This is a genomic window from Nonomuraea maheshkhaliensis (assembly GCF_039529435.1).
GTDB lineage: Bacteria > Actinomycetota > Actinomycetes > Streptosporangiales > Streptosporangiaceae > Nonomuraea > Nonomuraea maheshkhaliensis.
This window is the reverse complement of the sequence record NZ_BAAAMU010000123.1, coordinates 1-19,751: the sequence shown is the minus strand read 5'-3', so window position 1 is coordinate 19,751 and position 19,751 is coordinate 1. Positions and strand designations below refer to the sequence as shown.

Here is a 19,751-nt window from a genome sequence, read left to right as displayed (position 1 = left end):
AGTTGAGCAACTTCGGCCCCGCCACGGGGCCAGAGAACCGACGAGGCTGGGCGCGGACTCGTAGCCGCGGGGACGGCTCTTACGATGTTGGCGCAGGGCCGGTGACGACCTTCGTGGGCACCTTCAACCCACGTCGTATCACCAGTTCACTTCTCGCGACCGCCTCGAGGAGATCGCTTAGCAGCGGTTCGGGGATGGTGCCGATCCCGAGCCCGGCGGACTCTGCTGCGGAGGTGAGCAGCTTCTCGTCGGCGGGGTTGAGGTTCGTGCTGCACCTGTCGTGGGTGAGCAGTTCCCGCGCCACGTAGCCGTCCGCTGAGGCGACGGCCTCATCCACGAGGCGGGCGTACGCCGGGCCGACCCGAGCGGGGGCGGCGCAGGCCGTGAGATCGATGACGGCCAGGCCCAGGCGAGTGCGGAAGATGACGTGCCCAGGCTCCGGCCCGCCGGCAAGGTACTGTTCGATCATCTGGTCGGTCTCGTGCTCCGCAGGCTGGTTCCTGGCGATTTGGCACATCACCGTCAGGCACGCCGCGACCTGTCGCTCCCACGGCTCGGTGAGTGCGCTGCTGTTCAGTACCGCGAGGGCGGCATCCGTGTCGCCGACGAGGCAGGCGGTCACGATCTTGACCTGGCGGCCGTCCATCAGGTGCAGGCCGATTCCTTTGTTGCGTTCGATGTGCGTGAGGGCGTCGGACCAGCGTCCGAGTCGTACGAGGGCGCGGGTGCTTTCGGCCAGGTGGACGCGCCAGGCCCAGACGCGGAGCTCTCGGTATTCCTCAGGGCTGCCCGTCAGGTCCCGAGTCGGCAGGGTTCGCCCCTCGATCGCGACCTCGGTGTTGGTGGCGATGGCGTGGTGGAGGTTGTCGAGCAGCGTCCATGCTTGCTTAGCGTCGCCTGCGCGCAGGTGCAGGCGGGCGAGGTTGACGGCCGGTTCGAGCATGTGCCGGGCCTGGCGGATGGTGAGATGGCCGGCCTGTCGGTAGGGGTTGATCTGTCGCCAGCACAGCTCGTGTGCGAGGTCGGGTAGGCCGCAGTCGCTGGCGATGAGCGCGGCGGCGTTGAGTGCTTGGGCAGCGGCGAGCAGCGGGTCGGCGGCGCGTTCGGTGCTGCGGGCCAGACTCCCGACCTCGGCGATCCGGTCGGCGAGGGGCGGGTATGGAGGGCGGGCCCGATCGACCAGAGGGAACCAGCGGGTGAGCTGGGCAATGGGGGGCGTTGTCATGGCCGGTTCCCGGTGGGGAGGAGGGCTTCGCAGGCTGCGCGGCTGAGGACGCCTTGGGTGGTCGCAGGCAGGCCGAGCCGGTTCCAGTGGAAGATCACGTGGTGGACGAAGATGTGGCGGATGCCGCGGGTGAGGTGTTCGGCGGTGGCGGCCTCGTACAGGGCTTGCCCGGCGCGCCGGAAGTCGTCGGCCCATGGTGCGGCGAAGGCGAGCGGTCCGGCGGGGGTGATGGGGCTGAGGGGAGAGGCGACGAGGGGGCGGATCTTTTCGGTCAGTGCCTCCAACCGGGCTGGAGGCGGGGGTGCGGGCAGAGGGCGGAGTTCGGCGACACGCTGCCAGACGTCGCCGCGTTCGAAGCGGTCCAGGCAGGTGCTCAGCATGGTGCCGAGGAGCAGCATCGACACCTCCTTGCGTCCCACGCCTGGCTCCTGTTGTCGCAGGTAGGTGAGGATGTGGCTGCTGTCGGCGCAGAACAGCTCGTGGGCGATCTCCATGCCGGTGGGGCCACCGAACGCGGCGGTCTCCGGCTCGTAGATGGCCGGCCCCCAGCGTGAGATCACCCCTGAGGTGGCGAGGTCGTTCAGCGCGGTGTTGACCGCGGCTCTCATATCGGTCGTGGTTGCGGCGCGTGGGCGTAGCCGCAGTCTGAGGCCGGGCCGCTTGCGGATGAACCACCAGGCGCCGACCAGCTCGTGAAGGGCGTCGAGGCGCTGGCCGAGGTGGGCGGCTGCGACGTCGGCGGTGTCGGGGTACTCGACGTTGAGCTGGTACCAGTCGCGTTCAGCAACGTGTGTTCGGAGCGCCTCGCGGCCGGCGCTCTGATAGAGCTCGACCGCGTGGGCGAGGTCCGCGGGGAGCGTGTTGATCGCTGAGGCGGCTTTCGCGACAGTTGTGCCGGACAGGACGGCCATTACGGCCTCAGCCAGATCAGTGGCGACGGGGTCGATCAGGTGATCAGTAGACATGTGTCCCATCCCGAGTGCGGGAGTGTGTTGTGGGTGGCGGTGTGCTGCGCGAGTGCGAGGCCGACGGATCCGGTGAGCAGGCTGTCGTCGGCGTGCGAATCGGCTTGGTGAAGCATCGCCGTCAGGGCGGGGAGACAGGCGACGATGTCGTGGGTGAGGGCGTCGCCGGCGGCTCGCCACGCGGTTTGGTAGACGCCGGCGATGCCGTGGCAGAGCCCAGGTTCGGTGAGGTGGGCAAGCTGGGCGGGGTCGGCGAGACAGGCGGCCAGGGCATGCTCGGCGAGGCGTTGGCGGGTGGTGTCGCCGAGGGCGATGGCGGCCAGTTGCTGGGCGCGGGCGATGCCTACGGTGCCGTAACACCAGGAGGGGCGACCCGGCCCGCGTTGCCAGGTCCGGCCGGACTCCAGATCTGCGCGCGTGATCCACTGCGGCCACCACGGTCCGGCCTCGCCGTCCTGCTGCCACTGGTCGAGGCAGGCGCAGATCCGCTGGATGGCGTCGGCCTGGCCCTCCACGGCGACGCCATCGCGAAGCGCGATGGCGAGCACGGCCAGGATGCCGCCGGCGCCGTGCGCGATCCCGAGATTGGCGTGACCACCGGGCGTGGGTACGGTCGAGGCGGGATCATGATCGACCCACCAGCCGGGGAGCCCGCCGGAGGCCGGACAGGTGAGCCGTACCAGATGGCTCAGGATCGGTTCGAGGACGCCGGCGTCAGGAACGTGGCGCACCAGCAGCGCGGCGATTCCGGTCAGGCCACGGAACAGGTCGTAGTCCGCGAACGCCGCCGGCGCACCTCGTTCGACGCGGGCGGTCACGTGGGCCAGCCGGCGTTCGACGAGGCGGGTGACGTGCGCGTCGATGGTGGCGGCGGCTTTGCCGTAGCGGCCTGTCCGGGTGGCATGCAGGACGAAACTGATGGCCGGTGCGCCGAAGTAGAGCCCCGCCTGTTCGCCCACGCTGATCTCCTCGCCGGTGGCGGCCCTGATCCACTCGTGCGCGGTGCGCCATGGCTGCGACCCGATGTGGGCGCGTTCAATGTGGAGCAGCGCTGTTCCGGCCGCTCCTGCGGCCAGCGACTGCGCCAGGGAACCGCTTGCTGCCTTGATCATCGTGTGATCCGTTCCGCGAGGACCAGGAGACGCATCGCGGCGGCGCGGGCCAGCCGGTTGGTGACAGCCTCGATGCCGGGATCGACGCCGATGCTCCGGACATGGTGGTCGTGCAGCAGAGACCGCAGCACGGTGATGGGCAGGCGGTGGTGGCGGACGAGCTGCGCGCGGTACTCGCTCAGGGCAGCCCGCCGCACGGCCCAGGCGGCGGCCACCGCCGCGCCGCCCGGGTGGTCGCACAGGGCCTTATGGTCCTCGGCGGAGTCGGCCAGGAGCAGCGTTGTGTTCCGCAATGCCCGATCGCGTTCCCCGTACGCGCGGTCGAGCTGGTTGACCAGCCACCTGTGCCCGTCCTCGGACGTGGGGGCGAGACCGGCGGCGAGATCGGCCATCGATGCTGCGGTGATCGCCTGACCGGGCACGCCGGAGCGGGCGGCCATGGCGATCTGGGCCAGCGCGGCGGCTGAATCGGCGGCGGCTACCTGGTGCGCGGCGGTCATAGCCGTACCGGGACCGTAGCGGCCGGTCTGCGGCTGGTACGGCGCCAAGACAAGACGTGCGAGCAGCCCTTGCCCTTGCAGGTTGGTGGCGAAGTCGGCCAGGTGGGCAGTTGCGGCGCCGTACTGGCCGGGAGCGGACAGTTGCAGATAGAGCCAGAGTTGCTGAAGGCTGTCGGGCCGGAGGGTGTCGCGGTGGCGGCGGAACCACCAGCGCTCCAGATCGAGGCTCTGCAGGAGGCGGGGCAGATGGCCGGTCAAGATCTCGTCGTAGCGGGCGAGGTGGCCGTGCAACTGCGCGTGGAGCAGGTCGCCGGAGCCGGGCATCAGCATCGCGACCGGCCGTTCCATGACGGCGGGCGCGACAACGGGGCGGTGGGTGACTGGTGCGGCGGTCAGCGTGGCGAGGAACTCGCAGGACTGGCCGGTCCAGCCGCCGTGGGGGTCCTCGCGGAGTTCGACCTGTCCGGCGCGGTCGAGGCGGGTTCGCAGCAGGATCCGGTCCAAGGGAGAGTCGAGGTCGAGCGGCAACCGGGTCTCTTCCTGGTACAGCACCACCTGGGAGGGGGCGCGCCATCGCTCACGCCACGCCTCGAGGCGCTTGTTCCATACCTGCGTAGAATCGCGTGGCGTGCCCAGGTCGGAGGCGTTGAGGATCCAGCGGGCCGGGGCCAGCACCGTACGGCCATAGCGGAGGCGCGGCAGGTGCGGCAGCTTGCGGGCGGCGCCCCAGTCGAACAGCCCATAGACGGCATGACGGGCCCGCGGTACTCCGGCGAGGAACCGGGCCAGCGGGGGAGTGTGTACCGACGCCTCCAGCGCGTGCAAGGCCCAGGGCATGACGCGGCGGCCGGTCGAGATCTGGATCAGGTACATCTGGGTCGCATCGGCGGTCACCGCGAGGTCGTCCACGCTGATCGCGGCGGTTCCGGGAGCGGGATACTCGCCCAGGGAGATCATCGTGGGCAGGATCAGAGGGACGCGGACGACGTTCTCGTTGTGCCTGCGGCGAGGCGGAAAGGACAATTGTGCCTCCACCGTGTCGCCACCGGATGCGAAGGAGGCGGCCAGCAGGTCTCGCTCCCGCTCGGGCAGCAGGTGGGCGAATCGGCCGGCCATGCTGCTGCTGGTCCTCGGCGCGCCGGTCACCCACAAGGTGAACGCACCTCGTGCGACCGCGTCCGCCGATTCCGCCTCCACCTGGAAAGGCAGCTCGGCGCGGTGCGGGACGACCATCTCGGCGGGATCGCCGATCGTCAGCTCGCGGATCAGCCGCTTGGTCAGTGTGATCTCTGAGCGGCCTTCTATGGTGGCCTGCTGGATGAGCTGCAGCAGCGTGCTGTCGCGGTCGCTCAGAGGACGCAGGGGCCGGTCACGTGCCGCGCCGAGGAATCCGGCGGGCAGCCCGAGTCCTGAATCTGCGATCAGATCCCGTACCGGCACGAGAGCGCCCGGTCCGTATCGCGCCCGGAACGCGAGGTGATAGTCCCGCCAGATCTCCGGCCCGAACGGCCGCGTGGTCAGGCGCAGCAGCACCGACGCGGCGGCGGCCGCCTCGTCCAGCACCGTGCGTGGCAGGCTGATCTGCCCGTCGACCGCGGTGTCGGCGGCCAGCACGGTATCGATGCCGCCGCAGATGGAGATCATCCGGTCGGCGATGTCGGCGTGCGCCGGCGGATCTCCCGCAGAAGGGCGGCTCAACCGGTGCTGAATGCCTTCGAGGTCTCTCCGGAGGTCCGCGATGTCGGGAAGGTCGTTGCCGGCGGCGTGCAGGTGGTCGATCACATACGGCAGGCCGTCCACGACGGTCGAGGGCGGGCGTAATGAGGTGAGCAGGAACCCTTGGGCGACGAGGTCGGCCAGCAGGGTAGTGATCGTGCCAAGCGTGGCGGCAGGGAACGCCGCCTGGAGCTGCTCGGCGAGGCAGCCGAACGGCACGGGCACGTTGGCCGCTTTCAGAGCGAGTTGCACGGGCCGGGTGCAGCGGATCGAGGTCTCGGTCAGCGGACCTGGCTGTCCGGCGCTGGAACGTCCTGGGACGATGGCCCGATCGCCGCGTACGAAGCACAAGTTGTTGACCATCACCCGCAGACCGGCCAGGAGTTCGGGACGCCTCTCTAATCGATCCACGAGCATGGCGAGCCACTGCCCGTCAGCCCGTATCAGGACCCGATGGCCGGAGCCGAAGCAGGGCGTCACGGTATGCCCGACCTGCACCGGCGCTATCCCGGCGAACAACCCGAACGGGACCGGTCGGCGCTGCCAGCGCACCAGATAGGACGCCACGGTCAGCGTGAGCCGCCGCAGCTGCTCGGTACTGGCTCCCTCACGGGTGACGATGTCGAGCCGGCCGGAGAGCGACGGGCTGGCCAGGCGCAGCGCCGCCCTTACATTGGGACGCGCCCAGATCTCGGCCAGCCACCGTCGATCGATTTCCGCTGGAGCATCGGGATCGTCGAGGTGATCCGGCAGCTCCAACCCGTCCGGAAAGGTGCTCACCCGGCCCAGTACCGGGCCGGAGGGCCGGAAGAACAGCGCTGATCTCATGATCCTCCACCTCAGAGGGGTGGGGCTGTCGGCGCCGCCAAAGGGCACGGCGCCGACAGCGGGGTTACGTCGTCGTCAGAACGGGTCGGCGACGGCGGTGGCGCAGGAACTCGCGCACGAGGGGTTGCAGTTGTCGTCGGTGGAGCACGCCAGGACGGGCAGCGGCACGCTCGCCTCGATCACGCGCATGTCGAGCTCGAAGTCCTCGTCAGGGATCTCCGTGACAGGCAACCCCTGGGGTGCCTCGACGGTGTTGATGGACACTGCTTCCTCCTTCACTGGGTGGGTGGGGCCACCTGGCTCCGAGCAGTTACGTCGGGCCAGGAGATCGTGATCTTCGTGTGGCGCTTCTGGATGACCAGCGCGCCCTCGGGCAACGCCTCCGTAGCGGTGCCGATCGGCCAGACGGCGAAGTCCGGGCTGGGTCCGTTGCGGTAGTCGCGGTCCCACACCCGCACCTGTTCCACGACCGCCTCAGCGATCCGCGATCCGTGAGGGCCGTAGCCATGCGCTCCCATCTCGACGACGCCCTCTCCGGCCGGGCGGACCGACAGGTAGGCAAAGGAGTCGCCCTCCTCATCGACCGCGGCGAACGGGAACCGGCGTCCACCCGGCTCGACCGCGACTCCTGGGTCACCGTCACTGGTGTCCACGACCAGGTGGCAGAAGCCAGGCAGAGCGGTCGCCATCCACAGCGCCAGGTCCGGGAACGGTTCCGACCTCCGTACGGTCACCCCGGACCAGGCCGCGACAGGCTCGCCGGCCAGCACGCCATCCAGAGCGGCTGGTTGCTGCAGATTTCCGTCGTCGAAGCGCAGCCCGACTTTCTGGCTGCCCAGCAGCCACAGATGGCCGTGGTTGCCGCCGGCGCCTTGCATCCAGACGAAGCCGGAGACTGCCTGCGACACGGCGACGAGATGATCGTTCACACACTCCAGGGCCAGCGATCGGCTGATCCCCTTCATCCGCAGCGGAACGACCATCCTGCCGCCTGGGGCGAGTTGCTTACGCCAGGCCGGCGGGATATCCCACGCGCCGACCGTTACCATGATGCGGTCGTAAGGGCCGTCGTCCTCCAGGCCGTACTCGGCGTCGCCGGTGGCAACGCGTACCCGCTCATACCCGGCCGCGTCCAGGCAGGCGCGGGCCCGGCTGGTCACATCGGCGTCGATGTCCATCGTCGTCACCTGACCTGCTGGGCCCACCAGCTTCGCCAGCAGGGACGCGAAGTAGCCCCCTGATCCGACTTCCAGCACGCGCATTCCCGGCTTGATGTCGGCCTGTACGAGCTGTACGGCCTGCGTGTCGGGCGCGGACATCGTGGAGGTCAGCACGCCGTGCTCGCTGCGCTTGACCTCGACGATGTCCAGCGCGTACGCCGCATCCAGCGACACCTCAGGGGCGAACAGATGCCGGGGGACCGTACGGAACGCGGCCTCGACCCGTCCCGGGAGCGGGAAGCCCCACTCGGCGCATGCGGTCGCCACACTGGTGGCCATGGCGTCACGCAACACGGCTGCGTCCTGGACGGCGTTGTCGGTGATCACGGGTTATTCCTCTTCTTGGTGGTGATGGGTAACTGGTAGATGGTCGCTGGTGGCGCTGCGTCACGTCGCTGAACGAAGCCCCGGGCGTGGCGTTGAGCTTGATCGGCCTTCTCCAACTGATGCGGGCGAAAAGTCATGTCGATTGCGCTTCCGGTGGGGCTACGTCGGACCCTGGCCGTCTGACTCGGTGCCGATGTTCAGCGCGGTGATGCTCGACGAGGGCGGTGTAGATGGTGAGAGCGTGACGGTAGAGGCCGCGTCCGGTCTCCTCGTAGCTGCCGCCAGCGACCGGGCGTAGGACGAAGAAGCGTCCGCCCTCGCACGCGAATTCATAGCGGCCGCAGCATGAGGTGTGCGTGATCCGAAGCGCGCTGCCGATCGGCGTGTACGGCACCCACTCGAATACGGGCTCCGGTGGGTCCGGCTCAGCCGTCTGCGGTCGGCGGGCTCTGATCATCGTCTGCTCTTCTCGGGAGGGATCTGACTATCTGTTCGGCCGGGCAGGTTGGTCGTGGGCCTGGCGCGGTGCCTCTCGTACCGGCCCTACGCCCGGTCGCAGTCGGTGAGGGTGGAGGAGAATTTGTGGACGTAGGCGCAGGCGCGTATCCGTATCGCCTTGGGCGGATGCATGAGCAGCAGCGTGAGCAGGAGGGGGCGCTGCCACCAGCGCAGCGCGGCCGCGCGTCGGCGGCGGACCGGCCGGGTCAAGGCCCAGTACCCAGGCGCGCCGTTGCCGTGGATGGCGACGGCGGCTGTGTCGCAGGCGAGTTCGAGCGTCCAGCTGACCGCGACGTGCAGGAGCAGTACTCCCGCGAGGCTGGCCACGATGGTCGGTCCGGGTGAGAAGATCCCGGCGAGCATGGCGCCTCCGGTGAGGACGATCATGCTGACCCGGTGTGCTGCCATGTGCGCGCGCTTCAGATGAGCGCGCTCGTGTGCCAGGACGAAGCGCAGCACATCCAGGTTGGCGGGCTGCATGAGCCGGTCGCCGACGAGGAGTATGGCGTGCCGGGTGCCGACCAGCGGTAACATGCCCGCCGACCAGCGCATCATGCAGGTGCACGCGTTCTCCGGGTGGCCGCAACAGCATCTGGCCGGGTAGACGTGGAGCTCGTAGTCGCGTTGCCGGGCCGCCGCACGCGACTGGGCGATGACGTCGGCCACGTCCGGGTGCACCACGGAGAGAAGGCCCTGCTCGTAGGAGGCCGCGCTGTCCCAGTCGATGGTCGGGGACCGCCTGATCTGGCTCTTCTTGATCGCCCACCCGATCTGGGACAGCAGGACGAGACCGGCCCAGCATGCCAGCGCGATCAGTTGGCCGGTCAGAGCGCTCAGTCCGAAGCCGAAGGCAATGAACAGCACGGGCATCACGAAGAGACCGCTCCGGGAAGAGAGGCTGTTCGCCTTGGCAGTGAGTTCTTCGCCCAGTTCGCGGAACGTCCGCCGTTGGGGTTTGCGGGGCTTGGAGGCGGAGCGGGTAGGGGTGGTGGCCATGGGAAGGGGCACTCCGTGGAAGCGGTATCGGTAGCGGATAGACGAGAGAGTCAGGCGTGGCCGTGGGTGGGTGTGGACTGGCGTGATCGCAGAAGACGATGTTGGAGCAGCAGGAAGAGGCCGTTGGCGATGATGCCGAGGCTGCCGAGCAGGACGATCACTGCCCACATGGCGGGGATGTCCAGGGTGCTGGCGGTTTGCTGGAGCCGGTAGCCGAGCCCATCGGTGCTGGCGGCCAGCTCGGAAACCACCATCATGATCAGGGCGAGGGAGACGCTCAGTCGTAGCCCGGCCAGGATTCTGGGGGCGGCGGCGGGGATGAGCACCGACAGCAGTCGCTGGCGGCGTGGGAGCCGGAAGACCGTGGCGGTGTCGAGGAAGGCGCGGTCGATGCTGCGGATGCCGTCTGCGGTGGTGATCAGGATGGGCCAGGTGACGGCGTAGATGATGGTGGCGAGCTGGGTGGGGGTGCCGATCGGCAGCGTGGCCAAGAAGAGGGGCAGGAGCGCGGGTGGTGGAATGGCGCGGCCGATGTGCAGGATCGGGTTGGTGAGGGCGGCCAGAACGGGGGAGAGGCCGAGTGCGATTCCGGCGGCCAGGCCGAGGGCGGCGGCCAGCGTCCAGCCGAGCGCGAGGCGGGTCAGGCTGGGCAGCAGATCTTCAATCGCCTGGTCGGTGAGGAAGGCTGGGCCGGCGAACCATAGGTCGTAGGCGCGGGCGATGACCGTGCTGGGTGGTGGGAAGTAGAGCAGGTGGTGGATGCGGGTGATCACCTCCCAGGCGATCAGCGCGGCCGTCGCGGCCAGGGCGGGCAGCGCGCGGGCCCAAGGACGCTTCGGGCGCAGGAGGCGGTATCGGTGTGGGGTCATCGGGGCTGTGCTCCGGTGGTGTGCCGGTGCCAGGTGAAGAGCTGGTGTTCGCCGGCGGCGCACAGCTCGGTAGCGGCTAGGGCGAGCAGTCCGGCGACGACGGTGGCGGCCAGGGCGTGGGCGGGGCGGTCGAAGCTGTAGGCGTTGACGATGTAGGTGCCGATGCCGGGTGTGGCGCCGGCGATGACCTCGACGCTGACCGACACGATCAACGCGACGGGGATGGCTAGGCGTACGCCGGTGGCGATGTGGGGTGCGGTGCTGGGCAGGCAGGCGCGCCATGCGATGGCGAGCAAGCCGAAGCCGTAGGCGCGCAGGGTCTCCTTGAGCAGCGGTTCGATTTCCAGCATCCCGTACAGGGTGGTGATCAGGATCGGCCAGGAGCAGCTGTAGACGATCAGTGCGGCCTTGGCGGCGCTCGGATCACCGAGCAGGGACAGCGCTAGGGGGATGAGTACCAGTGACGGGACTGAGCGCAGGAACTCGATGATGGGCCGCAGCACGTGTTCGACGCCGGGCAGCGCGCCCAGGAGCAGTCCCATCGTGACGGCCAGCCCGAAGGCGGCGGCCAGGCCGGCAGCGCAGGCGTACAGGGTGGCATAGACATGTGCGGCGAACTCGCCGTCGGCCAGCAGGTCGCCTGCGGCGGCTGCCACGCTGGAGGGGGCGGGCAGCACGCGGGGGCCGGGCGGGCCGAGACGGTGAGCCAGTTCAGCGGTCACGCCGAGCAGGGCAACCCCGGCTGCGCCGAGCAGGGCGCGGCGCTGCCACGTCAGGGTGCTCACGAACTCTCCACGAAAGGCGTCGGGTAATCGGAGGAGGTGAGGGGGCGGGCGATCGGTTGCGGGGTGAAGGCTGGCCGATCGCCCGCCCCTTCGGGGAGATGGCTGGAGGGGCTAGTCGCTGTCGGTTATGGCGATCATGAGGGTGAAATCGCCGGGCAGGGATTCGTTGCTGATGAGGGTGAGTCCTGCTTGCGCCAGCAGGGCCCGGTATTGCGGCAGGGTGCGTTCCCGGCCGCCGGCGAACAGGGTCATCATCCGCAGGTCCAGGTCGATGCCGCTGGTGTGGATGCCGGGTTCGGGCAGCAGCGTCTCGACCACCCACAGCTCGGCGTCCGGTCCGCCTTTCTCCAGCGCCTGGCGGGCGTTGGACAGCAACCGCAGGCCGGAGGCGTCGTCCCAGTTGTGCAAGACAGAGGAGACGATGACCACGTCAGCGGGTGGGCAGGTGTCGGCGAAGATGTCGTCCGCGATGACGTCGACTCTTCCGGCCAGGCCCCGCTCGGCGAAACGGGTGGCCGCCCGCGCGGCCACCTCGGTTCGCTCGATGAGGATCCCGGTCAGACGCTGGTCGCCGTCCAGGATGGTGGACAGCAGGGTGCCGTCGCCGCCGCCGAGGTCGGCGACGCGGGTTCCGGCGAAGTCGCGGGCGGCCAGCGCGGTGGCCAGACCGATGGTGCGGCTGCTCATGAACGTGGCGAACATGCCGGCCAGGCCGGGCTCGGCGGCCATCAGCGGGTACGGGGTTGCCTCGCCGTTCAGGGCGTGAGGACGTCCAGTACAGATGGTGGCAGCCAGGCCGGCGCCCGCCCGCTGCCACAGCGGCGAGGTGATCACACCGAGAGCGGCCCACATCGCGGCGCCGGGGCGCAGGTCCTGGCCGAGCGGGGTCAGCCCGTAGCGGCCACGCTCGTCGGTGGTCATCACGCCGTACGCGTGCATGGCGTGCAGGAAGCGGTCCATCATCTGCGGATCGGCCTGGCAGACCTTGGCCAGGTCATCGCTGGTGCGGAATTCGTCGTCGTCCAGGGTGTCGGCGATGCCGAGACTCACGAAGGACTGCAACGCCTTCAGCCATATGTCAGCGCCGGTCATCTGCTGGATGGCTTTCTGCGTTGTGATGGCCTGCTGCCGGGCGGCGAACGGGCCGTTGTCGATCTCGCCGGCGCCGGTGGCCCCTTCTACCGGCGGTGCGGGCATGTCACGGTCATCGACGCTCATGAAGTGGCCCCCAACGGGGAGGTGGGCGAGGTGGAGGCCGAGCCGGGCGCGTGCCACAGGAGTTTGGATGCGTCTATCGGCTTGGTGAGGTACTTGTCCGCTTCCGATTTGCCTCTGGAGAACTCCTCCATCGCGTCGGCGACGCGTTGCAGGCGGGTGGGGTTGAGTGTGGTCGGGAACGAGCCGAGCGCGATGGAGTGGGCCGTCTCCTCGTCGATGTGCGCGTAGGAGGGCAGGATTTTCTTGACCGTGCTGTCGTCCCGGGCGGCCAGTTCCTGCCCGCGGGCCAGAGCGCGCTGGAAGCGCGCGACGAGGTCGGGATGCGCGTCGGCCCATTTGGTGCCGACCGCCCAGCCGGCGATCGGCCACTGGCTGGTGCCCGCCGTGGCGACGTCCTCCAGTAGCCGGCCGCCGTACTGCTTCTTGAAGAAGGTGATGAACGGCTCGGTCATCCAACCCACATCCACACGGCGGTTCTGGACGGCCGCGGCCATCTGCGGCAGCGGAACCTGCACGAAAGTGATGTCGTCCGCGGTGACTCCGGCCAGACGCAGGGTGCTTTCCGTTGTGAGAGTGGAGACGCTTTTGAACGTCCCCACGCCGATGGTGATCTTGTCGCCGGTACCGTTCGACTTCAGATCCGCCAGGCTCTGGATGGGGGAGTCCTTGCGAACCATCAGCAGGAAGCAGTCGTTTTCGGCTTGGTAGGCGTCGGCGATCAGGCGGGCCAGGCCCGGCTGTCGGTCCTCCACCGCGTACCCGGTGACGTAGTTCCACAGGGCTACGTGGGTGTCGCCGCTTGCCAGGCCCGGGACCGCGTCGGAGCTACCGCGGATCTCGGTCCACCGGATCTTCAGGCCCTCGCGGGCGAAGAACCCGCAGTGCTCGGCCAGCTTCGCCGGCGCGACGTCCGGGATGGAGATGATGGCCACCTGGAGGGTGACGAGTTCCCTGGCCGCGTCCGTGGTTGCCGTTGTTGATGCGGGTGCGGTGTTCGAGCCGCAGATACCTGTCGAGCGGCGCGCTGTGGTGCTGCTCGGCGGCGCGCACCCGATCGCGAGCACGCATAGCGCCGATAATGTGACCGATAGTAGTCGTTTCATGGAATTCCAAACAGAAGAGGGATAGAGGGAATGAAGCTGGGGCGCGGTCGTGGCTCGATCTCACGCCTGTGCTGATCAGTCGAGCGGCGACGCCGAGACGGTAACGGGACGCCGCATCACGGCGAAGGTATGGTCAGCTCGAGCGCAGCCGGTGCTGCACCCAGGCCAACGCAGCGGGCCGTAGGGGCGGGGTGGGGCCAGGCTGGAGAGGAGCGTCTTGAGGCCGGGGCGTGCGGGATGCCACAAGCATCTGATGGAGTGCCCATGTCGCGATGTAGCCGGTGACCGCCCTGTAAGGCGCCTGACGCCAGCAGGGGAAGGAACACGCGAACAGGTCCTCCACCTCCTCCTCCGGGTGGCCGGCCTGCACGAGATGCACCCCGAACGGGACCAGGTCCACCCACGCGGCCCCGTACGCGGCCCGGGACCAGTCGGTGACGACGATGGGATACCCCACGGCGACCAGCAGGTGTCGCGGCGCCCACTGCCGGTGAAGCAGGGTGGTGCCCGCGACGGCCGCGTCGTCGAACAGCCGCAGCGCCGCCTGCCAGACGTCCAGTTCGTCGACGGGCAGCACCCCCGCACTGAGAACCTGGATGGCGCTGCTCACCTCCTGGCGAAGGTCGTCCTCGGCCCGCGCGGCGCCGGTGGGCATGCTGGTGGCGGCGAATCGCAAGCTCAGCTCCGCCAGCCCTTCCACCACCAGCTCCAGATCACGCGTTCCGGGTACGAGGCTCGGCGCGTGATACATGTCGTTGACGTAGCTCGTCACGAGCAGGTGAGCCTGGTCGATGGTGCCGATCAGCCGCACCTCGGGACCGGGAACGTCGGTGCGGTGGGTGCGCGCCCACGTCTCTCGCCGCAGCAGTTCACCGGCATCGGTGCCCTTGACCCCCGCCTTCAACACCGCCCGGCTGCCGTCATCGAACTCCAGCCGGGCCAGCAGCGCGCTGCCGTCCGGGCTGGCGGGCAGATACTGGGAGATGTTCAGCAGCTCCCCGCATCGCCAGTTGATCGTTTCCAACACGGGACCGGGCAGGTCTTCTAGAGTCAGACGTGTCATGACGTCTCCCAAGCGCAAAAGCCGCCGTGCGGACTCATGTCTCATTTCTCCTTCGTCGTGATGTCGAACCGGTTGTTGCGGTCGGTTCAGCGCAGGGCGCGCATGTCGTGCCTGAAGACAGGCGACCTTCCGCGCAGGCGCCATAGAGGGGAGGCGAGGCTGATCGGGGTCGTCCTGGACGAGTTTTCGCAGGATGCCCGCCGCCGGCTCCGGCTCCGTGATCTCCTTGCGCAGTCATGGCTCGTCGTTCCTCCTTGCCGGAGTTAGCGGCGGTGCTGTGGTGGTCGTCCAGCCGGGATAGGCGAACTGCAGAGTGACGTATTGGAGGGCTTTGCGCTTCGTGGCTATGTGGGATCCGCACGTCATCGCATGCCCCGGTCCTGAGCAGCCATCTCCTCCCGTCGTGCCGCGGACACGGCCATCCCGCGCTTGGGGCCGGGACTGAGTTCGACGATGCCCGCATAGAAGTGCGGGGCGCCTTCGACGCTTCGCGCGAGGGCCACATCGTCGGGGTGCTGTGGCAGGAGTTCGTATGTCCTGCACAAGCCCGCGATCATGCGGCGGCCTCCCAGAAGGTCCTGAATCTCCTCCTTGGACCGCAGGTAGATGGGACTTACGTACTTCTCATACAGCTCCTTCGCCTTGGCCGCGTCCTCCTCGGCCACCCCGTCATCCGTGACGTGAGACAGCACCAGGACGCTGCCGGCGGCCAGACCGGCGGCCAGGTCGTCCACCACCCGCTTGACGGTCTCGTCGGGTGCGAAATGCAGAACCGCACCAGCAACGACGACGGCCGGCTGATCGAGGTCGATCAGCTCACGCAGGTCGGGGTGTCGCAGCAGGCCGTCGACATTCCAAACGTCAGCCTCGACCACGGTCAATCCGGGCCAAGAGCCGTACGCGCTGCGGGCGTGGACCAACACTGTCGGATCATGGTCCATGTAGGAGACGCGGGCCCCGGGCACCACAGCCTGCACGGCTCGGTGGAGGAGCGGCTCGTCCGGCATGCCGCAGCCGAGATCGAGGTATTGCCCGAACCCTTCTTCCGCGAGGTAACCAGGCACACGCTCGTTCACGCACAGCCGGTTCTCCCTGGTGACCTCGCTTATGCCAGGGAAGATCTTCTTCAGCGCCTTACCCAGCGCCCGCTCTGCGGCGTAGGCGTCCTTACCGCCATTCAAATAGCCGTACACCCGCCCCTGCGTCGGCGCCGGAGATGCGGCAGCAAGTTCTTGCAGAGGGTCGGCGGCCGGGGACTCCTCGGTGTTCATCGTGGCCTCGTGCTCACTCGGAGCGGGTGGAGGAGCGGAATGTTCTACGCTTCTCACGGGTCAGGACCTCGATTCCTGATCAAGGCCCCGGATCTTCCCCCGGTGTTCGCTGCGCCGGGGGCCGGGGCCGCCTTTGTGTGAGGGCGCTGCCAGTCGCACCCCTCAGGAGTAGCGTTGTCAGTACCGCCAGGCATGGGCTAGAGGTTGACTGTCCGCTGGGTGTCCGCAGCAACTCCGGACAGACTGCGGACACTCGGCGATGCGGTGAGGAGCACCTCATGGACACGGAATCGTTCGGCGGGGCACTTCGACGTCTTCGCCTAAGCGCCGGCATGTCCATTCGCGATCTCGCGCGCCGTTCCAACTGCGGCAAGAGCTACATATCCAATCTCGAACATGGACGAAGCACACCCAGCCTGGGGATCGCGAACGCCCTCGATAAGGCGCTTGGCGTAGGCGGTGAACTGGTGGCGCTGGTGCCGCCTGCTCCGATGGGGCGGGCGTCCGTAGGCACCCCTGACGATCAGGAGCGCCTTGCGTTCGCCGTTCACCAGCCCTTCCGCCTCGACCTAATAGCGGTCGCCCATCTTCGGCTGCAGGTTCATCAGCTCGATGACCGGTACGTCTGGGAGCCATCGACAGCGCTCCTGGCAGATGCTGGTCAATATCTCGCTCAGGTCCGCTTCCTGAACATGCACGCCCCGAACGGACGTGTGCGACGCGAACTGTCTGCCGTGGAAGCTGAGGCTGCCACGCTGATGGGCCAACTCGTCTGGGACGCTTCCCAGCGACGTGACCATGCGACGGCCCACCTCTACCTTGACCAGGCGCTACGCGCCGCACGCCAGTGCGGTGACCCGGTAGCGGAAGGGCTTGCCCTCCTTCGCAAGACGATCGTGGTCCTCTACGGTGAGCAAAACCCGCGCACCGCGCTCAGCCTTGCCCAGCAGACAGCGGAAACCGTCAGGCATGCCAGCGAGGTACTGCGCGGCCTGGCCTTCTCGCACTTGGCCGAGGCGCACGCGATGCTGGGAGCACGAGCTGCATGCGAAGCGGCGCTCATCGAAGCCGATACGTCCTTCGGCCGGGTAGGTGACGTCGATGCTGCGATCGACCTCTTTTCGTCCAGTCAGTTCGGCCGTATGGCTGGCTCGTGCTACCTGTTCTTGCAGGATCACCAGCGGGCACAGGCACTGCTTGAGAGCACAGCGCTGACGCTTGATGATCGATCCAAGGCGCAGGGGATTGTGCTGGGGAATCTAGCGTTGGCCGCGATCAGGCAAGGTCATCTGGATGATGCAGCCGTACGGTTGCACCAGGCAATTGATGTTATCGAGGTCAACTGGGGCGGCGGCGGCTTGAATATCGTGTTCGGAGCCAGTCGCGAACTGCGTTCCTGGCCAGACGTACCAGCGGTACAGGACGTGCAGGACAGGCTCTTGAGCCTGATGACCATGGGGTAGCTACGTGGCGGATATGGATCAGGCGAAGCAGTGCGTACGCGAACGAGTTTGGGCGCTGCTCGAGCAAGCGGGAGCGGCCGAGGCTGGGGTGCGCGGCTACATCCCTGCCTTCAGCGGTGCTGAGCAGGCCGCCGAGCGGTTGACGATGCTTACGGCGTGGCAGCGCGGCCAGGTGGTGAAGGCCGTGCCGGATCGAGCTCAGCTTCCTGTGCGGGTACGTGCGCTCAAGGCAGGCAAGATCGTTTACATGGCTGTGCCGAAGCTGGCCGAGGCGCCACCGTTCTACCTCCTCGACCCACGCAACCTTTCCGTGCCAGCTGAGGAAGCCGCTGACCGAGCTGTCGCAGCGCGCATCGCCCGTAAGGTGGATGTGGATGAAATGAGACCAGTTGACCTCGTGGTGTGCGGCAGCGTTGCCGTGAACCGGGCGGGAGCGCGACTAGGTAAGGGTGCGGGCTACTCCGATATCGAGGTCGCATTGCTGGTAGAGGCGGGTCTGCTGAGCAACTCGACCACCATCGTGACGACGGTGCATGAATTGCAGGTGCTCGATGAGGATTTGCCCGAGGATGAGCATGATTTCCGGGTTGATTTCATCGTCACGCCGGAGCGAGTCATTGAATGCGACTCACCGAAGCGACCAACGGGTCTGTCATGGGAACGTCTGAGCCCTGAGAAGATCGCCGCCATACCTCTGCTGGCGAAGCGGGCGTCGTGCCGCGACAGCTAGGAGTTCAGGGCGAGGTCGAGCAGAGGGCTGCCGCGGCCCACCCGGAACGCAGACGCCTCCTTCGGATCGGCGGTGCGCGTCAATCGGGAGTGCATGGCGGGGCGGATGGAGGGTCCGATGGCGGTTCGCCGAGTCGTGCTCTGGGACATCGATCACACTCTCATCGACACGAGGGGAGTCGGACGCGAACTGTCAGCACAGGCCTTTGAGCAGGTCACTGGCGTGCCCATGGTCAAGCAGGCGAAGATCGACGGCATCACCGAGCCAGTGATCTTCCGCGAGACCGCCAAGCTACATGGACTGCATACCGAGCGAAAGGACTTCGACCGGTTCGCTTCGGCGCTGACCAAGGCCCATCTGGAGCGAGCTGCCGAGTTGCGAGAACGGGGTCACGCGCTGCCTGGCGCCGCGTCTGCGTTGGACGCGCTGTTCGCGATACCCGAAGTCGTGCAGACCGTGTTGACGGGCAATGTCGGGGCTTCCCCCACGAACGCGAACACCGATTTCAGGCGGCAGGCCTCAGACTAACTGCCATCGCCTCGTAGGCGATCGGGCTGAGTTGGCCGAGGCGGGAGTGCCGTCGGACAGTGTTGTAGCGGGTGATCCACCGGAACACGGCCAGGCGGGCGGTCCAGGCGTCGGGCCAGTGGTGCGCACCCTGCAACGTCTCGCGTTTGAGGGTGGCATTGAAGGACTCGGCCAGCGCGTTGTCGGCGCTGGTGCCGACCGCGCCGCGCGAGCGGGTGACGCCGAGCCGGCGACAGGCCCGGGCGAACTCCCGCGAGCAGTACTGCGCCCCGTTGTCGCTGTGAAACACCGCGCCGTCCAGGCGGCCGCCTCGGGTATGCGCGGCTGCCTGTAGCGCGTCGATGACGAGTTCGGTGCGCATGTGGTCGGCGATCGACCAGCCTGCCAGCCGGCGCGAGTACAGATCCACGACCGTGGCCAAGTACAGGAAACGGCCGCCGCCGACGGGTAGATACGTGATGTCGCCGACGTAGCGGGTGCCCGGCTGCTCGGCGGTGAAGTCGCGCTGGATCAAGTCCGGAACCGGGGCCGCGTCCGGCTCGCCAATGGTGGTGCGGATCTTCTTGCGCAGCCGCAGCCCGGCGATGCCGTGCTCGCGCATCACCCGTTCCACCCGCTTGTGGTTGACCTTCATTCCGGCGGCGCGCAGCTCAGCCGTCATCCGGGGTGAGCCGTAGGTTCCATCGTGCTCGGCGTGGATCCGCCGCATCCGCTCGGCCAGCTGCTCATCGGCCTGGCGGCGGGCCAGCCGCGCCGCAGCGCCTTTCAGCCAGCGGTAGAAGCCCGAGCGGGACACCTGCAAGACCCGGCACAACCGCTTCACCCCGTAGAGCGTCTTGTGATCCTCAACGAACTGGAAGCGGTTCACCAGTTCGTCTCGCCCGCGAAAAGCTTGGCTGCTTTGCGCAGGATGTCCCGCTCTTGCTCCAGCTCTCGGACCCGCGCCTTGAGCTGCTTGTTCTCTTCTTCCAGCACGTCGTCCGAGGGTACGTGCCCGCCCGACGCGGCCTTACCCACCGGGGCCGCGCCGGCTCCGCGTTGTCCGCCTTCGCCACGAGCCTGCGCGGCGCGAACCCAGACTCGCAGCGTCTCGCGGCTGACTCCGAGGTCCCGCGCGATCGACGTGATCGTCCGGTCCGGCCTCGACAACACCAACGCCACCGCGTCGGCCTTGAACTCGGGCGGGTAGTTCTTCATCACCATCAGGAACATCTCTTCCCCTGGACCTCAAGATCCAGTCTTCGAGGTGTCCTCGCTCAAGGGGGAATGCCCGTCCGAAGGGTGTAGCTCTTTTGCAGTGACTTATTCGATCAGGCGCCGAGGGTGTATTCGTC

General features: G+C 68.0%; 18 protein-coding genes. 4 read left to right on the top strand and 14 right to left on the bottom strand.

Annotated features, from left to right (window positions below; translation table 11 throughout):
- Window positions 1–79: 79 nt before the first annotated feature.
- From ABFX54_RS45955 to ABFX54_RS45905, 11 genes are all read right to left on the bottom strand, one after another.
- Window positions 80–1,225 carry a hypothetical protein gene (locus ABFX54_RS45955; protein WP_346113350.1) on the bottom strand — a complete coding sequence of 382 codons (1,146 nt, stop codon included), beginning with the start codon at window positions 1,223–1,225 and terminating at the stop codon, window positions 80–82.
- Window positions 1,222–2,190 carry a thiopeptide-type bacteriocin biosynthesis protein gene (locus ABFX54_RS45950; RefSeq protein ID WP_346113349.1) on the bottom strand — a complete coding sequence of 323 codons (969 nt, stop codon included), beginning with the start codon at window positions 2,188–2,190 and terminating at the stop codon, window positions 1,222–1,224. Before ABFX54_RS45950 ends, ABFX54_RS45955 begins: the two co-directional genes overlap by 4 nt.
- On the bottom strand, window positions 2,172–3,302 hold the full coding sequence (locus ABFX54_RS45945) for a lanthionine synthetase C family protein (RefSeq protein ID WP_346113347.1): 1,131 nt from the start codon (window positions 3,300–3,302) through the stop codon (window positions 2,172–2,174). Before ABFX54_RS45945 ends, ABFX54_RS45950 begins: the two co-directional genes overlap by 19 nt.
- Window positions 3,299–6,346, bottom strand: coding sequence for a lantibiotic dehydratase (locus ABFX54_RS45940; RefSeq protein WP_346113346.1), 3,048 nt, complete (start codon window positions 6,344–6,346; stop codon window positions 3,299–3,301). The genes ABFX54_RS45945 and ABFX54_RS45940 overlap by 4 nt, the downstream gene beginning before the upstream one ends.
- A gap of 75 nt (window positions 6,347–6,421) precedes the next feature.
- The gene (locus ABFX54_RS45935; RefSeq protein WP_346113345.1) at window positions 6,422–6,610 is read right to left on the bottom strand and encodes an FxLD family lanthipeptide; all 189 of its coding nucleotides are present in this window, start codon (window positions 6,608–6,610) and stop codon (window positions 6,422–6,424) included.
- An 11-nt stretch (window positions 6,611–6,621) separates the two neighbouring features.
- Window positions 6,622–7,893, bottom strand: a complete 1,272-nt coding sequence (gene fxlM / locus ABFX54_RS45930; RefSeq protein WP_346113344.1) for a methyltransferase, FxLD system — start codon at window positions 7,891–7,893, stop codon at window positions 6,622–6,624.
- 543 nt (window positions 7,894–8,436) lie between these two features.
- Window positions 8,437–9,255: a M48 family metalloprotease gene (locus tag ABFX54_RS45925; RefSeq protein WP_346113343.1), complete on the bottom strand. Its 819-nt coding sequence runs from the start codon at window positions 9,253–9,255 to the stop codon at window positions 8,437–8,439.
- 182 nt (window positions 9,256–9,437) lie between these two features.
- Complete coding sequence (locus tag ABFX54_RS45920) at window positions 9,438–10,256, bottom strand: ABC transporter permease (protein WP_346113342.1); 819 nt, start codon at window positions 10,254–10,256, stop codon at window positions 9,438–9,440.
- Window positions 10,253–11,041, bottom strand: coding sequence for an ABC transporter permease (locus ABFX54_RS45915; RefSeq protein WP_346113341.1), 789 nt, complete (start codon window positions 11,039–11,041; stop codon window positions 10,253–10,255). The genes ABFX54_RS45920 and ABFX54_RS45915 overlap by 4 nt, the downstream gene beginning before the upstream one ends.
- A gap of 111 nt (window positions 11,042–11,152) precedes the next feature.
- Complete coding sequence (locus tag ABFX54_RS45910; RefSeq protein ID WP_346113340.1) at window positions 11,153–12,259, bottom strand: methyltransferase; 1,107 nt, start codon at window positions 12,257–12,259, stop codon at window positions 11,153–11,155.
- A complete protein-coding gene (locus ABFX54_RS45905) occupies window positions 12,256–13,191 on the bottom strand; it encodes an ABC transporter substrate-binding protein (protein ID WP_346113339.1) in 936 nt (311 codons plus the stop codon). The genes ABFX54_RS45910 and ABFX54_RS45905 overlap by 4 nt, the downstream gene beginning before the upstream one ends.
- On the opposite strand from ABFX54_RS45905, the gene ABFX54_RS45900 reads away from it, so the two are divergent.
- Window positions 13,181–13,387: a hypothetical protein gene (locus ABFX54_RS45900; RefSeq protein ID WP_346113338.1), complete on the top strand. Its 207-nt coding sequence runs from the start codon at window positions 13,181–13,183 to the stop codon at window positions 13,385–13,387. The two genes, ABFX54_RS45905 and ABFX54_RS45900, sit on opposite strands and share 11 nt — an antisense overlap.
- Before the next feature lie 108 nt (window positions 13,388–13,495).
- On the opposite strand, the gene ABFX54_RS45895 is transcribed toward ABFX54_RS45900, so the two are convergent.
- Both ABFX54_RS45895 and ABFX54_RS45890 read right to left on the bottom strand, forming a co-directional pair.
- On the bottom strand, window positions 13,496–14,425 hold the full coding sequence (locus ABFX54_RS45895) for a phosphotransferase family protein (protein ID WP_346113336.1): 930 nt from the start codon (window positions 14,423–14,425) through the stop codon (window positions 13,496–13,498).
- A 362-nt stretch (window positions 14,426–14,787) separates the two neighbouring features.
- Window positions 14,788–15,696, bottom strand: a complete 909-nt coding sequence (locus ABFX54_RS45890; protein WP_346113334.1) for an SAM-dependent methyltransferase — start codon at window positions 15,694–15,696, stop codon at window positions 14,788–14,790.
- A 278-nt stretch (window positions 15,697–15,974) separates the two neighbouring features.
- On the opposite strand from ABFX54_RS45890, the gene ABFX54_RS45885 reads away from it, so the two are divergent.
- The 3 genes from ABFX54_RS45885 to ABFX54_RS45875 all read left to right on the top strand — a co-directional run bounded on the left by ABFX54_RS45885 (window position 15,975) and on the right by ABFX54_RS45875 (window position 18,417).
- The gene (locus tag ABFX54_RS45885) at window positions 15,975–17,159 is read left to right on the top strand and encodes a helix-turn-helix domain-containing protein (protein WP_346113333.1); all 1,185 of its coding nucleotides are present in this window, start codon (window positions 15,975–15,977) and stop codon (window positions 17,157–17,159) included.
- A 13-nt stretch (window positions 17,160–17,172) separates the two neighbouring features.
- Window positions 17,173–17,889 carry a 5-formyltetrahydrofolate cyclo-ligase gene (locus tag ABFX54_RS45880; RefSeq protein ID WP_346113332.1) on the top strand — a complete coding sequence of 239 codons (717 nt, stop codon included), beginning with the start codon at window positions 17,173–17,175 and terminating at the stop codon, window positions 17,887–17,889.
- Window positions 17,890–18,006: 117 nt separating this feature from the next.
- Window positions 18,007–18,417, top strand: coding sequence for an HAD family hydrolase (locus ABFX54_RS45875; protein ID WP_346113331.1), 411 nt, complete (start codon window positions 18,007–18,009; stop codon window positions 18,415–18,417).
- Here ABFX54_RS45875 and ABFX54_RS45870 read toward each other — a convergent pair.
- Window positions 18,395–19,620, bottom strand: a protein-coding gene (locus ABFX54_RS45870) for an IS3 family transposase (protein ID WP_346113355.1) whose coding sequence is annotated in 2 segments (ribosomal slippage) — window positions 18,395–19,308 and window positions 19,308–19,620 — 1,227 coding nt in all. Because the reading frame shifts where the segments join, the coding sequence is not laid out codon by codon here. The two genes, ABFX54_RS45875 and ABFX54_RS45870, sit on opposite strands and share 23 nt — an antisense overlap.
- Window positions 19,621–19,751: the final 131 nt, after the last annotated feature.